Below are 14,199 nucleotides of genomic sequence, written 5' to 3'. Positions count from 1 at the left end.
ACCCCCGCAGGAGCTTTGCCATGGCCTCGCCAGCCCTTTCACATTTTCTTCCCCGGTTCGGCGTTGCCGCAGCAGTGGCCGGTGTTCTGAGCCTGACCGGTTGTCAGACCTGGAACGCCCAGGACACCCTCCCGCCGACCTCCGGTGTGCAGCCGCTCAAGGGCCTGGCGCAGAACGTTTCGGTGCGCCGCAATGCCATGGGCATGCCGCTGATCGAAAGCAACAGCTTCCACGACGCACTGTTCGCCCTCGGTTATGTGCACGCCAGCGACCGGATCAATCAGATGGTCACCCTGCGCCTGCTGGCTCAGGGCCGTCTGGCGGAAATGTCCGGTGCGTCGATGCTCGACGCCGACCGCTACATGCGCGCCGTCAATCTGAAGAAAAGCGCCGGCGAGCTGTACAAGGCTTCGTCGCCACGGCTCAAGCGTTTCTTCGAAGTCTATGCCCGGGGCGTCAACGCCTACCTGTTCCGCTACGCCGACAAACTGCCGGGGGATCTGGCCTCCAGCGGCTACAAGCCTGAATACTGGAAACCGGAAGATTCGGCACTGATCTTCTGCCTGCTGAACTTCAGCCAGTCGGCCAACCTGCCGGAAGAAATCGCTTCGCTGGTGCTGGCCCAGACCGTGACCAACGACAAACTCGCGTGGCTGACCCCGTCCGCTCCCGACGAAAACCTTCCGCAGGCCGAGGCCGACAAGCTGCAAGGCATCAAGCTCAACGGGCAGATTCCGGGGCTGACGGAGCTGAGCAACGCCAGCGAACAACTGGCCGCCATTAACCTGCTGGGCACTCAGTCGTCGAACAACTGGGCCATCGCCCCGCAACGCAGCCGCAGCGGCAAGAGCCTGCTGGCCAGCGACAGCCATGGCCCGCTGGCCGCGCCTTCGCTGTGGAGTTTCGTGCAGATCCGCGCTCCGAAATACCAGGCCGCCGGCGTGACCGTGGCCGGTCTGCCGATGGTGCTCGGCGGTTTCAACGGCAAGGTGGCGTGGAGCCTGACCAGCGTGCTCGGCGATAACCAGGACCTGTTCCTGGAAAAAATCCGTCGTCAGGGCAGCACGTTGTCCTACGAGGTCAACGGCAAGTGGCAACCGGTCGCCGTGCGCAACGAAACCTACTTCGTCAAAGGCCAGCGGCCGATTCGCGAAGCGGTGTACGAAACCCGCCATGGCGCGCTGCTCAACAGCACCCAGGCCGCCGCTCAGGGTGCAGGCTTCGGCCTGGCCTTGCAGACGCCGAGCTTCACTGACGACAAATCCCTCGATGCATTTTTCGATCTGAGCCGCGCCCAGAACGTTGAGCGCGCCTCGGACGCCAGTCGGGAAATCCGCGCCATCGCGCTGAATCTGGTGTTTGCCGACGCCAGCAACATTGGCTGGCAAGTCACCGGGCGTTTCCCGAACCGCCGTGAAGGTGAAGGTCTGCTGCCGTCGCCAGGCTGGGAAGGTCGCTACGACTGGGACGGTTACGCCGACCCGATGCTGCACCCCTACGATCAGGATCCGGCCCAGGGCTGGCTCGGCACCGCCAACCAGCGGGTCATTCCTCACGGCTACGGCATGCAACTGTCCAATTCATGGGCGGCGCCGGAGCGTGGCGAACGCCTGGCCGAACTAGCCGGCAGCGGCAAGCACGACGGTCGCAGCGTGATCGCCATGCAGTACGACCAGACCACCACCTTCGCCGCCAAACTGAAGAAAATGTTTGAGGCACCGGGCATGGCGCAGCCGCTGAAACAGGCAATCGAAGCCCTGCCGGACGCCGAACGGGCCAAGGCGCGCGAAGCCTATACCCGCTTGATGGCCTTCGACGGCAAGCTCAGTCCGACCTCCGCCGACGCGGCGATCTACGAGCTGTTCCTGCAGGAAAGCATGAAGCAGATCTTCCTCGACGAGCTAGGCCCGCAGGGCAGCCCGGCGTGGAAAGCGTTTATCGCCAATGGCGATTTGTCCTACGCCGCCCAGGCCGATCATTTGCTGGGCCGCGAAGACAGTCCGTTCTGGGACGACGCCCGTACCCCGCAAAAAGAAGACAAACCGGCAATCCTGGCCCGCAGTCTGGCGGCAGCGATCAGCGCCGGCGACAGTCAGCTGGGTGGCGACCGCAGAGCCTGGCAGTGGGGCAAACTGCATCGCTATGAGTGGAAGAATGCCAATGGCCAGACCGTTCGCGGCCCGATCGCGGCGGGCGGCGACCACACCACGCTCAACACCGCAGCGTTTGCCTGGGGCCAGGATTTCAACACCACCCGTGCGCCGTCGATGCGTTTCATCGTCGATTTCGGTCAGAGCGAGCCGTTGATGGGGCAGAACGGGACGGGGCAATCCGGAAATCCGGTGAGCCCGAACTACCTGAACGGCATCGATCCGTGGCTCAAGGGCCAGTACATCGGCTTGCCGATGCAACCGCAGAACTTTGATCGGGTGTATGGCAAGACGCGGTTGACCCTGACTCCCGGGAAATAGGCATCGCCCTTTTGTTCGTTCCCACGCTCCGCGTGGGAACGCCTCAAGGGACGCTCCGCGTCCAGTGACGCGGTGCGTCACGGGCTGCATTCCCACGCAGAGCGTGGGAACGATCTTCCGGTATCCCTAAAAATCAATAGAACTTCTGACTTCGCGCCAACCTCATAGCTAACAAGTCCCTCCATTCCGGTAACGCCATGGACCTTGTTATCGCCCGCCCCGAAGGCCTGTACTGCCCGGCCGGGGATTTCTACATTGACCCGTGGCGGCCAGTCGAGCGCTCGGTGATCACCCATGCCCACGGCGACCATGCCCGTGGCGGCAACCAGCATTACCTGGCTGCCAGCGCCGGCGAAGGGATTCTGCGCGCGCGTCTGGGCGCGGACATCAACCTGCAAACCCTCGACTACGGCCAGCGCCTGACCCATCACGGCGTCACCCTGAGTTTTCATCCCGCCGGCCATGTGCTCGGCTCGGCTCAGGTGCGGCTGGAATACGGCGGCGAAGTCTGGGTCGCGTCCGGCGACTACAAGATCGAGCCCGACGGCACCTGCGCGCCGTTCGAACCGGTGCGCTGCCACACCTTCATCACCGAATCGACCTTCGGCCTGCCGATCTACCGCTGGCAGCCGCAGGCGCAGGTGTTCGCCGAGATCAATCAGTGGTGGCAGGCCAACATCGAGGCCGGCAAGGCCAGCGTGCTGTTCTGCTATTCGTTCGGCAAGGCGCAGCGGATTCTCCACGGCATCGACGAAACCCTCGGGCCGATCCTCAGCCACGGTGCGGTCGAGCCGCTGAACCGCGTGTATCGCGAGGCCGGCGTCTACCTGCCGCCAACGATCTACGCTGGCGACGTGAAAAAGAATGATCCGATGATGCGCCAGGCGCTGGTCATCGCTCCGCCATCGGCTGGCGGCAGCAGCTGGATGCGCCGTTTCGGCGATTACAGCGACAGCTTTGCCAGCGGCTGGATGCGTTTGCGCGGCACCCGCCGGCGGCGCGGGGTGGATCGCGGTTTCGTGCTTTCGGATCACGCCGACTGGCCCGGCCTGTTGTGGGCCATCGAACAGACCGGTGCCGAACGGGTGATGGTCACCCACGGCTCGATTGGCGTACTGGTGCGCCACCTGCGCGAAAAAGGGCTGGATGCCCAGGGTTTCAACACCGAATACGGGGATGATGAAGAAGAGCTTTCAACTGCATCGCCCGCCGTTGTCGAGGTGCAACCATGAAAGACTTCGCCGGGTTGTACGCCGAACTCGACGCCACCACCTCCAGCAACGCCAAACTGGCGGCCATGCAAACCTACTTCGCGCAGGCGCAACCGCAAGATGCCGCGTGGGCGGTGTACTTTTTGTCCGGCGGACGGCCGCGGCAACTGGTTCCGGTGAGAATTCTGCGCGAACTCGCTGTTGAAACGTCCGGGCTTGAACCCTGGCTGTTTGAGGAAAGTTATCAAGCGGTCGGCGATCTGGCGGAAACCATCTCGCTGGTGCTGCCGGAACACCCGCACACGTCCGAGGCCGGGCTCGCCGAATGGATCGAAAACAAACTGTTGCCCCTGCGGGGTGAAACCCCGGAATACCTCGCCCATCAGTTGCCCGCACTGTGGGAGCAACTGGATCGGCCGAGCCTGATGCTGTGCATCAAACTGATCACCGGCAGTTTCCGGGTCGGGGTTTCCAAACTGCTGGTGACCCGTGCCCTGGCCTCCATGGCCGGGCTGGACAGCAAACGCGTGGCGCAACGGCTGGTGGGTTATACCGATTTGTCCAACCGGCCGACCGCAGCCAGTTATCTGAAACTGATCGCCCCTGAATCCAGCGAAGAGCACGCCCAGCGCGGCGGCCAGCCTTACCCGTTCTTCCTCGCCCACGCGCTGGCGCAACCGGTGGAAACCTTTGACGCGCTGCTCGGGCCGGCCAGCCACTGGCAGGTGGAGTGGAAGTGGGATGGCATTCGGGCGCAGGTGGTCAAGCGTGACGGGAAACTGTGGATCTGGTCCCGGGGCGAAGAACTGGTCACCGAACGTTTTCCCGAACTCGACACACTGGTGCACGGTTTGCCCGACGGCACGGTGATCGACGGCGAGATCGTGGTGTGGAAAAACCAGCGCCCGGTCACCGAAGACGCCTTCGATCCGCAGTCGACAGAAGCCCCGGCGGTGCAACCCTTCGCGCTGTTGCAACAACGGATCGGTCGCAAGTCGCTGGACCGGAAAATCCTTGAAGACGCGCCCGTGGTGGTACTCGCCTACGACCTGCTCGAATGGCAGGGCGAAGACTGGCGAAACCAGCCCCAGGCCAGACGTCGTGAGCAACTGGAGCAGGTCATCGCCCGCTGCAACAACCCGGTGCTGCTGCCTTCGCCGATTCTGACGGGCAGCGACTGGTTCGACCTCGCCCGCCAGCGTGAGGCCTCCAGACGTCTTGGGGTCGAAGGCATGATGCTCAAGGCCCGGGACGCGATGTATGGCGTCGGCCGCACCAAGGACATGGGCGTGTGGTGGAAATGGAAGGTCGATCCGTTCAGCGTTGACGCGGTGTTGATCTACGCCCAGCGCGGGCATGGTCGCCGCGCCAGCCTCTACAGCGATTACACCTTTGCGGTGTGGGACGGCCCGCCCGGTTCCAGTGCGCGGGCGCTGGTGCCTTTCGCCAAGGCCTATTCCGGGCTGACCGACGCGGAAATGCGCGAAGTCGACAGCATCGTGCGCAAGACCACCGTGGAAAAATTCGGTCCAGTCAGCAGTGTGACCCCCAGCCTGGTGTTCGAACTGGGCTTCGAAGGCATCGCCCTCTCCCGCCGGCACAAGAGCGGCATCGCCGTGCGCTTCCCGCGCATGCTGCGCTGGCGCCAGGACAAGACCGTGGACGAGGCCGACAGCCTGGCGACCTTGCAAAACCTGTTGGTCTGACTCCTTCCCAACGATACTCCCCCCTAACCCCGATCGTTCCCACGCTCCGCGTGGGAATGCCTCAATGGACGCTCTGCGTCCGCTCTTTGGGACGCGGAGCGTCCCGGGCTGCATTCCCACGCAGAGCGTGGGAACGATCCCCCCGAACCAACCTGGTGCAGCATTTCCGGAGCGCCCGTTTTCGTGCACTGACCGGCCCCGGCATGCACTTCCTACACCTTTTAAAACACTTGTTCGGGACTCTGGTTCGGAAATTGCTACTTTCTATAAGTCGTAAGCGCTCCAGTAACAATCATTCCGCGCCACAAGCGCTCATATTGGTTCTTAGGGATTGAATAATGAAAAAAGCATTGCTGACCCTTTCTGCACTGGCGTTGTGCATGGCCGCCGGCTCCGCGCTGGCCAAGGAATACAAAGAACTGCGGTTTGGCGTTGACCCTTCCTACGCACCGTTCGAGTCGAAAGCGGCAGACGGTAGCCTGGTTGGCTTCGACATCGATCTGGGCAACGCGATCTGCGCCGAGCTGAAGGTCAAGTGCAAATGGGTCGAAAGTGACTTCGACGGTATGATTCCGGGCCTCAAGGCCAATAAATTCGACGGTGTGATCTCGTCGATGACCGTTACCGAAGCCCGCGAAAAAGTCATCGACTTCTCCAGCGAGCTGTTCTCCGGCCCGACTGCGTACGTGTCGAAAAAAGGTTCGGGCATCACCGACGACGTCGCCTCGCTGAAAGGCAAAACCGTCGGCTACGAGCAAGGCACCATTCAGGAAGCCTATGCCAAAGCCGTGCTGGACAAGGCCGGCGTGAAAACCCAGGCCTATCAGAATCAGGACCAGGTGTATTCCGACCTGACTTCCGGCCGTCTCGATGCGGGCATTCAGGACATGCTGCAGGCCGAACTGGGCTTTCTGAAGTCGCCACAGGGTGCCGACTATGCCGTCAGCGAGCCGGTCGACAACCACTTGCTGCCAGCCAAGACCGCTGTCGGTATTAAGAAAGGTAACACCGAGCTGAAAGCGCTTTTGGATAAAGGTATCAAAGCGTTACACGATGATGGCAAATACGCCGAGATTCAAAAGAAACACTTTGGCGATCTGAATCTGTACAGCGGCAAATAATGCCCCGGCGCCCATCCTCGATGGGCGCCTTTTTCATTCAGTCAGGTTGCTGATTTATGTTCGAAAACCTCTTACAAAATCTGGGGCTCTCCGCCTTCAGCCTCAAGGGTTTTGGCCCTTTGCTGTTGGAAGGCACCTGGATGACCATCAAATTGTCGGCGTTGTCGCTGCTGGTGGCCGTGTTGCTCGGCCTGCTCGGCGCCAGTGCCAAGCTGTCAAAAGTCAAACTGCTGCGCCTGCCCGCCCAGCTCTACACCACGCTGATTCGCGGGGTGCCGGACCTGGTGCTGATGCTGCTGATCTTCTACAGCCTGCAAACCTGGCTGACGACGCTCACCGATTACCTGGAATGGGAATACATCGAGATCGACCCGTTCAGCGCCGGGGTCCTGACCCTGGGCTTCATTTATGGCGCGTACTTCACTGAAACCTTTCGCGGGGCGATTCTCGCCGTGCCGCGCGGTCAGGTCGAAGCCGCCACCGCCTATGGCCTCAAGCGCGGCCAGCGCTTTCGTTTCGTGGTGTTCCCGCAAATGATGCGCTTCGCCCTGCCGGGCATCGGCAACAACTGGATGGTGATGCTCAAGGCCACCGCGCTGGTATCGATCATCGGCCTGGCTGACCTGGTCAAGGCCGCGCAGGACGCCGGCAAGAGCACCTATCAACTGTTTTACTTCCTGGTTCTCGCCGCGCTGATTTACCTGCTGATCACCAGTGCCTCGAACATCATCCTGCGCTGGCTCGAACGCCGTTACGCCGCCGGTGCCCGGGAGGCCGTACGATGATCGAACTCCTGCAGGAATACTGGAAAGCCTTCCTTTATACCGACGGCCAGAACATCACTGGCCTTGCGATGACGATGTGGCTGCTCAGCGCCTCGATCTTCTTCGGTTTCCTCGTGTCGATCCCGCTGTCGATCGCTCGGGTCTCGCCGCACTTCTACATTCGCTGGCCGGTGCAGTTCTACACCTACCTGTTCCGTGGCACGCCGCTCTATATCCAGCTGCTGATCTGCTACACCGGGATCTACAGCCTGGCCGCCGTGCGCGCGCAACCGGTACTCGACAGTTTCTTCCGCGATGCGATGAACTGCACGATCCTGGCCTTCGCCCTCAATACCTGCGCCTACACCACGGAGATTTTCGCCGGGGCGATCCGCAGCATGAACCATGGCGAAGTCGAAGCAGCCAAGGCCTACGGCCTGACCGGCTGGAAGCTGTACGCCTACGTGATCATGCCGTCGGCGCTGCGCCGTTCGTTGCCGTACTACAGCAACGAAGTGATCCTTATGCTGCACTCGACCACCGTGGCCTTCACCGCGACCATTCCCGACATCCTGAAAGTCGCGCGGGACGCCAACTCGGCGACCTTCCTGACCTTCCAGTCGTTCGGCATCGCCGCGCTGATCTACCTGACCATCACCTTTGCGCTGGTCGGCCTGTTCCGCCTTGCCGAACGCCGATGGCTGGCCTTCCTCGGCCCGACCCACTAGGACCCTTTTGAGATGCGCCACCAGATACACGACCTGCTGGCCCCGCTACCGGGGACCGCACGACAGATCCACAGTTTTCACTTCGGCCCGGACAAGGCCCAAGGCAAGATTTACATTCAATCCTCGCTGCATGCCGACGAACTGCCCGGCATGCTCGTGGCCTGGCACCTCAAGCAGCGCCTGGCGGAGCTGGAAGCCGCCGGCCGCCTGCGCAGCGAAATCGTGCTGGTGCCGGTGGCCAACCCGGTCGGCCTCGAACAGGTGCTGATGGATGTGCCGCTGGGCCGCTACGAGCTGGAGAGCGGGCAGAATTTCAATCGCTGGTTCGTCGACCTCAGCGAAGAAATCGGCAACGAAATCGAAGCGCAGCTGTGCGACAACCCGCAGCGCAACCTCGAACTGATTCGGTCCAGCCTGCGCAACGCCCTCGCCCGCCACACCGCCACGACTCAGCTGCAATCCCAGCGCCTGACCCTGCAACGGCTGGCCTGCGATGCGGACATGGTGCTCGACCTGCATTGCGATTTCGAATCCGTGGTTCACCTCTACACCACGCCCGAGGCCTGGCCGCAGGTCGAGCCGCTGGCGCGCTACATCGAATCCCAGGCAAGCCTGCTGGCCACCGACTCCGGCGGCCAGTCGTTCGACGAGTGCTTCACCCTGCTGTGGTGGCAATTGAAGGAGCGCTTCGGCGAACACTTCGAAATTCCGCTCGGCAGTTTCTCGGTAACCGTCGAGTTGCGCGGTCAGGGGGATGTCACCCATCCGCTGGCCAGTCGCGATTGCCAGGCGCTGATCGATTACCTGATCCATTTCGGCGCCATCGTCGGCGAACCGAAAGCCTTGCCGGCGCTGCCACATCCCGCCACACCGCTGGCCGGCGTGGAACCGGTGGCCACTCCCGTCGGCGGGCTGCTGGTGTACAGCGCCACACCCGGCCAGTGGCTGGAAGCCGGGCAGAAAATCGCCGAAATCATCGACCCTATCAGCGACCGGGTCACGCCAGTCCATTGCACCGCTTCCGGTCTGCTCTATGCCCGCTCGCTGCGGCGCATGGCCACCGCCGGGATGGTGATCGCCCACGTCGCGGGCGCCGAAGCCTATCGCAGCGGCTATCTACTTTCGCCTTGAGGATGCCTGTCCCATGTACAAATTGACCGTTGAAGGCCTGCACAAAAGCTATGGCGACCATCAGGTGCTCAAAGGCGTCTCGCTCAAGGCCAGGACAGGCGACGTGATCAGCCTGATCGGCGCCAGCGGCTCGGGCAAAAGCACCTTTTTGCGCTGCATCAACTTTCTTGAACAACCCAACGACGGCGCGATGAGCCTCGACGGCCAGGCGATCCGCATGGTCACCGACCGCCACGGCATGCACGTCGCCGACGCCGATGAACTGCAACGCCTGCGCACCCGCCTGGCGATGGTGTTCCAGCACTTCAACCTGTGGAGCCACATGACCGTGCTGGAAAACATCACCATGGCCCCGCGCCGGGTGCTGGGTTGCAGCAAACAGGAAGCCGACGACCGCGCGCGGCGTTATCTGGAAAAGGTCGGCCTGCCGGCGCGGGTGGCCGATCAGTACCCGGCGTTCCTCTCCGGCGGCCAGCAGCAACGGGTGGCGATTGCTCGGGCCCTGGCGATGGAGCCGGAAGTCATGCTGTTCGACGAACCGACTTCGGCGCTCGACCCCGAACTGGTCGGCGAAGTGCTCAAGGTGATCCAGGGCCTGGCCGAAGAAGGCCGGACCATGATCATGGTCACCCATGAAATGAGCTTTGCGCGCAAGGTTTCGAGCCAGGTGCTGTTCCTGCATCAGGGACTGGTGGAAGAAGAAGGCGCGCCGGAGGAAGTGCTGGGCAATCCGAAAAGCGAACGCCTGAAACAATTCCTCAGCGGCAATCTCAAATAACGACTTGCACCAAACCCTGTGGGACCAAGCTCGCTCCCACAGTGGTTTGTGCTTGTACAAAATTAAACTTGTCCTTTACCGGCGCGGTCATTGAAGGAATACCTTCAGAGCACACGTCGCCGGCATGGGCACTTCCACCGACTTCGCCAAATACTGGTTCAGCGCCCGCGGCTGGAAGCCATTCGCCTTTCAGAAGCAGGTGTGGGCGGCGGTCAAACGTGGCGAATCCGGCCTGCTGCACGCCAGCACCGGTGCCGGTAAAACCTACGCAGTGTGGTTTGCCGCGCTCAATCGCTTTGCCCGCTCCGGGCCTGTTGCTGAAACCGCTCGCAAACGCCCACCACCCGCCGAACCGCTGACCGTTTTGTGGATCACGCCGATGCGCGCGCTGGCCGCCGACACCGCGCGCGCTCTGCAAACGCCGCTGGACGATCTGCAGATCCCATGGAGCGTCGGCCTGCGCACCGGCGACACCGGCAGCAGCGAGCGCGCCCGGCAGAACCGGCGCCTGCCCACCACCCTGATCACCACCCCGGAGAGCCTGACCCTGATGCTCGCCCGCGCCGACGCGCAAACGGCGTTGTCGACGTTGCGCATGGTCGTGGTGGATGAGTGGCACGAATTGCTCGGCAACAAGCGCGGCGTGCAATTGCAACTGGCCCTCGCCCGTTTGCGCCACTGGCATCCGGGGCTGATCGTCTGGGGTGTTTCCGCGACGCTCGGCAATCAGTCCCACGCCGAACAGGTACTGATCCCACAAGGCGGGGGCGTGAGTATTCAGGGGCAAAGCGAAAAGTCGCTCAAGGTCGACACACTGCTCCCACCGGCAATCGAACGTTTTCCCTGGGCCGGGCATATCGGTTTGAAAATGTTGCCGCAGGTGGTCGCCGAACTGGACGTCTGCGCCAGCAGCCTGGTGTTCACCAACACCCGGGCGCAATCGGAAATCTGGTACCAGGCCTTGCTGGAGGCGCGACCGGACTGGGCCGGGTTGATCGCCCTGCACCACAGCTCGCTGTCCCGTGACACCCGCGACTGGGTCGAGCAGGCGCTGAAGAACGGCCAACTCAAAGCAGTCGTCTGTACTTCAAGTCTGGACTTGGGGGTGGATTTCCTGCCGGTTGAGCGGGTGCTGCAAATCGGTTCGGCCAAAGGCGTGGCGCGCCTGATGCAGCGTGCCGGACGTTCGGGTCATGCGCCCGGTAGAACGTCGCGGGTGACCCTGGTGCCGACCCACAGCCTGGAACTGATCGAAGCCGCTGCCGCCCGCGATGCCGTGGCGCAGCGGCGGATCGAACCGCGATTGTCACCGCACAAACCGCTGGATGTGCTGGTGCAGCATCTGGTCAGCATGGCCTTGGGCGGTGGCTTTGTTCCCGATGAGCTGTACGAAGAAGTCCGTGGTGCCTGGACTTATCGCGACCTGACGCTCGCGGACTGGGCCTGGGTGCTGGCGTTCGTACGCCACGGCGGGATGTCGCTGACGGCGTACCCGGATTACCGTCGGGTCGAGCCGGATGAGCACGGAATCTGGCGCGTCCCCGATGCCCGCCTGGCGCGCCGCCATCGCATGAGCATCGGCACCATCGTCAGCGATGCCGCGATCCATTTGAAGTTCTGGAGCAAGGGCGGGGGCGGCAAGCAACTGGGCAGCGTTGAAGAAGGCTTCATCGCCCGCCTCAAACCCGGCGACGGCTTCCTGTTCGCCGGGCGCTTGCTGGAGCTGGTGCGGGTGGAAAACATGACCGCCTACGTCAAACGAAGCACGGCGAAAAAAGCCGCGGTGCCGCGCTGGAATGGCGGACGCATGCCGCTCTCCAATGAATTGGCCGAAGCGGTGGTCAGCCGTTTCAGCGCGGCGGCACACGGTGAGTTTGTCGGCCCGGAAATGCAGGCCTTGCGCCCGTTGCTGGAAACCCAGATGCGCTGGTCGGGCCTGCCGACCGTCAACAATCTGCTGGCCGAAGTGTTGAAATCCCGCGAAGGCTGGCACCTTTTCCTCTACCCGTTTGCCGGACGTCAGGTGCATCTGGGGCTGGCCAGCCTCCTGGCATGGCGGGTCAGTCAGCGCCTGCCTGTGACCTTCTCGATTGCGGTCAACGATTACGGACTGGAACTGCTCAGCGCCACGCCGGTTGACTGGTCTGTGCAACTGGATGACGCCCTGCTCAGTCCCGAGAACTTACTGCGCGATGTACTCGCCAGCCTCAACGCAGGCGAACTGGCGCTGCGCAGGTTTCGGGAAATCGCGCGGATTGCCGGACTGGTATTCGCCGGCTACCCCGGTGCGCCGAAAAGCACCCGTCAGGTGCAGGCCTCCAGCGGGCTGTTCTTCGAAGTGTTCAAACAATACGACGCCGACAACCTGCTACTGGCCCAGGCCGGGGAAGAAGTCCTGCGGGAAGAACTGGATATTCGTCGGCTGGAACAGACGCTGGAGCGAATCAACCGGATGAAACTGGACATGCACCTGATCAAACGTCCTACACCACTCGGCTTTCCATTGCTGGTGGAACGCATGCGCGAAAGCATGAGCTCGGAAAAACTCGCCGACCGCATCCGCCGAATGGTCGGCGATCTGGAGAAAACCGCCGACAAGGGCCAATCCTGATGAACGCGCCCTACCCGGTGCGTCTGGCAGGCGAAGACCTCTGGCTGCTGCCGGAAAAAGCGCTGTACTGGCCGGCGCAACAGGCGCTGCTGATTGCCGATGTGCATTTCGGCAAGGCGGCCGCTTATCGGCGCCTGGGGCAGCCGGTGCCGCAGGGCACCACGGCGAGCAACATCGCCGTGATCGAGCAGTTGCTGGCGAAACTGCCGTGTCGGCAACTGATCTTTCTTGGGGATTTTCTGCACGGGCCCGGCTCCCACGCCCCCGACACCCTGCTGGCATTGGCGCAGTGGCGGGCACGTCATGCCGATCTGCCGATCACACTGATTCGCGGCAATCATGACAAGCGCGCCGGTGACCCTCCGCAGACGCTGAACATTCGGGTGGTGCCGGAACCGTTGCTGCTCGGGCCCTTCGCGTTGCAGCACGAACCGAATCCGCATCCTGAACGCCACGTGCTGGCTGGCCACGTCCACCCTGTCTATCGGTTGAACGGCAAGGGGCGTCAGCGTTTGCGTCTGGCGTGTTTCAGGCTGGGAGAACGCATCAGCCTGTTGCCGGCCTTCGGCGCCTTCACCGGCGGTTATCCGGTGGAGAAGGAAGGCAGTTGTCGGATCTTTGTCATCGGCGACAACGAAATATGGCCCGTCGGCTGAAGTCCTGTTCTGGATTCAACCGACGGGCCATACGTTCATTCAAGCGACGGGCGCGGGTGGCGGTTTGTCCGGCAACGTCGGTTCGCCGGGCTCGGTCGGTTCTTCGTTGGGGGTATCGGGATCGGGCTGGTGAGGAATTCCGCCAGCCATGGCGATGGGTGGGTGTGCCAACAAGGACCAGGCCAATACGCCAACCTGATTGGGCTCGAGCCTTGCCAGTTCGGCAGTGATTTGCGGATCGATCTTCATGGAGCACTCCTCGGCGAAGGCCCGTCCCGCTGTTCGCGAAACGGGCAGTACACCCCATAGAGTGTCTACCCGCCGAAGAATTCCCGGTAACTGCCGGATGGACGGATCAGGTGCGCGGCAGGGTCACGCCACGCTGGCCCTGGTACTTGCCGGCGCGGTCCTTGTAGGAGACTTCACATTCTTCGTCGGATTCGAGGAACAGCATCTGCGCCACGCCTTCGTTGGCGTAGATTTTTGCCGGCAGGTTGGTGGTGTTGGAGAACTCCAGGGTCACCTGGCCTTCCCACTCGGGCTCGAGCGGAGTGACGTTGACGATGATGCCGCAGCGAGCGTAAGTGCTTTTGCCCAGGCAGATGGTCAGGACGTTGCGTGGAATACGGAAGTATTCAACGGTCGTGGCCAGGGCGAAGGAGTTCGGTGGAATGATGCAGACGTCGCTGTGGACATCGACAAAACTGCCGGCGTCGAAGTTTTTCGGATCGACGATGGCCGAATTGATGTTGGTGAACACCTTGAAATGATTGGTGCAACGCACATCGTAGCCATAGCTCGACACACCGTAGGAGATCACACGGCTGTCGTCGCTGCCGCGAACCTGGCGCTCGACGAACGGCTCGATCATGCCGTGTTCCTGCGCCATGCGGCGAATCCACTTGTCCGATTTGATGCTCATGGCGGGTGTCCTGAATAGCGAGGTGGAAAAAATCTGTCCGGCATCTTACCGGGCGCGCCGCCGGGTTCAAAGTCCGGGCTGCAAATCTCGCCGAACGTGC

The 14,199-nt window shown here is 62.4% G+C and carries 12 protein-coding genes; 10 read left to right on the top strand and 2 right to left on the bottom strand.

Annotated elements, in window-relative coordinates:
• Positions 1-20: 20 nt before the first annotated feature.
• The 10 genes from IHQ43_RS06440 (at position 21) to pdeM (ending at position 13,177) form a co-directional block, all read left to right on the top strand.
• Positions 21-2,471, top strand: a complete 2,451-nt coding sequence (locus IHQ43_RS06440) for a penicillin acylase family protein (protein ID WP_192563768.1) — start codon at positions 21-23, stop codon at positions 2,469-2,471.
• Between the two features lie 197 nt (positions 2,472-2,668).
• Positions 2,669-3,703 (top strand): ligase-associated DNA damage response exonuclease, encoded by a 1,035-nt coding sequence (locus IHQ43_RS06435; protein ID WP_192563767.1) that lies wholly within the window; start codon positions 2,669-2,671, stop codon positions 3,701-3,703.
• Positions 3,700-5,388 carry an ATP-dependent DNA ligase gene (locus IHQ43_RS06430; protein ID WP_192563766.1) on the top strand — a complete coding sequence of 563 codons (1,689 nt, stop codon included), beginning with the start codon at positions 3,700-3,702 and terminating at the stop codon, positions 5,386-5,388. The genes IHQ43_RS06435 and IHQ43_RS06430 overlap by 4 nt, the downstream gene beginning before the upstream one ends.
• A gap of 338 nt (positions 5,389-5,726) precedes the next feature.
• Positions 5,727-6,509 carry a transporter substrate-binding domain-containing protein gene (locus IHQ43_RS06425; protein ID WP_007955002.1) on the top strand — a complete coding sequence of 261 codons (783 nt, stop codon included), beginning with the start codon at positions 5,727-5,729 and terminating at the stop codon, positions 6,507-6,509.
• A 56-nt stretch (positions 6,510-6,565) separates the two neighbouring features.
• Positions 6,566-7,294 (top strand): ABC transporter permease, encoded by a 729-nt coding sequence (locus IHQ43_RS06420; RefSeq protein WP_007955000.1) that lies wholly within the window; start codon positions 6,566-6,568, stop codon positions 7,292-7,294.
• The gene (locus IHQ43_RS06415) at positions 7,291-8,001 is read left to right on the top strand and encodes an ABC transporter permease (protein WP_007954996.1); all 711 of its coding nucleotides are present in this window, start codon (positions 7,291-7,293) and stop codon (positions 7,999-8,001) included. The genes IHQ43_RS06420 and IHQ43_RS06415 overlap by 4 nt, the downstream gene beginning before the upstream one ends.
• A 12-nt stretch (positions 8,002-8,013) precedes the next feature.
• Positions 8,014-9,132: a succinylglutamate desuccinylase/aspartoacylase family protein gene (locus IHQ43_RS06410; protein ID WP_192563765.1), complete on the top strand. Its 1,119-nt coding sequence runs from the start codon at positions 8,014-8,016 to the stop codon at positions 9,130-9,132.
• Positions 9,133-9,145: 13 nt separating this feature from the next.
• Entirely contained in the window at positions 9,146-9,910 is a 765-nt protein-coding gene (locus tag IHQ43_RS06405; RefSeq protein WP_039771333.1) for an ABC transporter ATP-binding protein, read from the top strand.
• 124 nt (positions 9,911-10,034) lie between these two features.
• The gene (locus IHQ43_RS06400; RefSeq protein ID WP_192563764.1) at positions 10,035-12,521 is read left to right on the top strand and encodes a ligase-associated DNA damage response DEXH box helicase; all 2,487 of its coding nucleotides are present in this window, start codon (positions 10,035-10,037) and stop codon (positions 12,519-12,521) included.
• Entirely contained in the window at positions 12,521-13,177 is a 657-nt protein-coding gene (gene pdeM / locus IHQ43_RS06395; protein ID WP_192563763.1) for a ligase-associated DNA damage response endonuclease PdeM, read from the top strand. The genes IHQ43_RS06400 and pdeM overlap by 1 nt, the downstream gene beginning before the upstream one ends.
• Before the next feature lie 39 nt (positions 13,178-13,216).
• Here pdeM and IHQ43_RS06390 read toward each other — a convergent pair whose 3' ends face one another.
• Both IHQ43_RS06390 and dcd read right to left on the bottom strand, forming a co-directional pair.
• Positions 13,217-13,426, bottom strand: a complete 210-nt coding sequence (locus IHQ43_RS06390; RefSeq protein ID WP_085697404.1) for a hypothetical protein — start codon at positions 13,424-13,426, stop codon at positions 13,217-13,219.
• A 106-nt stretch (positions 13,427-13,532) separates the two neighbouring features.
• Positions 13,533-14,099 carry a dCTP deaminase gene (dcd, locus tag IHQ43_RS06385; protein ID WP_007954988.1) on the bottom strand — a complete coding sequence of 189 codons (567 nt, stop codon included), beginning with the start codon at positions 14,097-14,099 and terminating at the stop codon, positions 13,533-13,535.
• Between the last annotated feature and the right edge of the window lie 100 nt (positions 14,100-14,199).

This window comes from Pseudomonas gozinkensis (assembly GCF_014863585.1).
Taxonomy (GTDB): Bacteria; Pseudomonadota; Gammaproteobacteria; order Pseudomonadales; family Pseudomonadaceae; genus Aquipseudomonas; species Aquipseudomonas gozinkensis.
Note: the sequence above shows the minus strand (reverse complement) of the source record. Positions and strands in the feature narration are given on the sequence as shown.

Excerpts from the sequence above, each read along its gene's own strand:
- IHQ43_RS06440 (WP_192563768.1), top strand. The coding sequence starts at position 21 with ATGGCCTCGCCAGCCCTTTCACATTTTCTTCCCCGGTTCGGCGTTGCC.
- IHQ43_RS06435 (WP_192563767.1), top strand. The coding sequence starts at position 2,669 with ATGGACCTTGTTATCGCCCGCCCCGAAGGCCTGTACTGCCCGGCCGGG.
- IHQ43_RS06430 (WP_192563766.1), top strand. The coding sequence starts at position 3,700 with ATGAAAGACTTCGCCGGGTTGTACGCCGAACTCGACGCCACCACCTCC.
- IHQ43_RS06425 (WP_007955002.1), top strand. The coding sequence starts at position 5,727 with ATGAAAAAAGCATTGCTGACCCTTTCTGCACTGGCGTTGTGCATGGCC.
- IHQ43_RS06420 (WP_007955000.1), top strand. The coding sequence starts at position 6,566 with ATGTTCGAAAACCTCTTACAAAATCTGGGGCTCTCCGCCTTCAGCCTC.
- IHQ43_RS06415 (WP_007954996.1), top strand. The coding sequence starts at position 7,291 with ATGATCGAACTCCTGCAGGAATACTGGAAAGCCTTCCTTTATACCGAC.
- IHQ43_RS06410 (WP_192563765.1), top strand. The coding sequence starts at position 8,014 with ATGCGCCACCAGATACACGACCTGCTGGCCCCGCTACCGGGGACCGCA.
- IHQ43_RS06405 (WP_039771333.1), top strand. The coding sequence starts at position 9,146 with ATGTACAAATTGACCGTTGAAGGCCTGCACAAAAGCTATGGCGACCAT.
- IHQ43_RS06400 (WP_192563764.1), top strand. The coding sequence starts at position 10,035 with ATGGGCACTTCCACCGACTTCGCCAAATACTGGTTCAGCGCCCGCGGC.
- pdeM (WP_192563763.1), top strand. The coding sequence starts at position 12,521 with ATGAACGCGCCCTACCCGGTGCGTCTGGCAGGCGAAGACCTCTGGCTG.
- IHQ43_RS06390 (WP_085697404.1), bottom strand. The coding sequence starts at position 13,426 with ATGAAGATCGATCCGCAAATCACTGCCGAACTGGCAAGGCTCGAGCCC.
- dcd (WP_007954988.1), bottom strand. The coding sequence starts at position 14,099 with ATGAGCATCAAATCGGACAAGTGGATTCGCCGCATGGCGCAGGAACAC.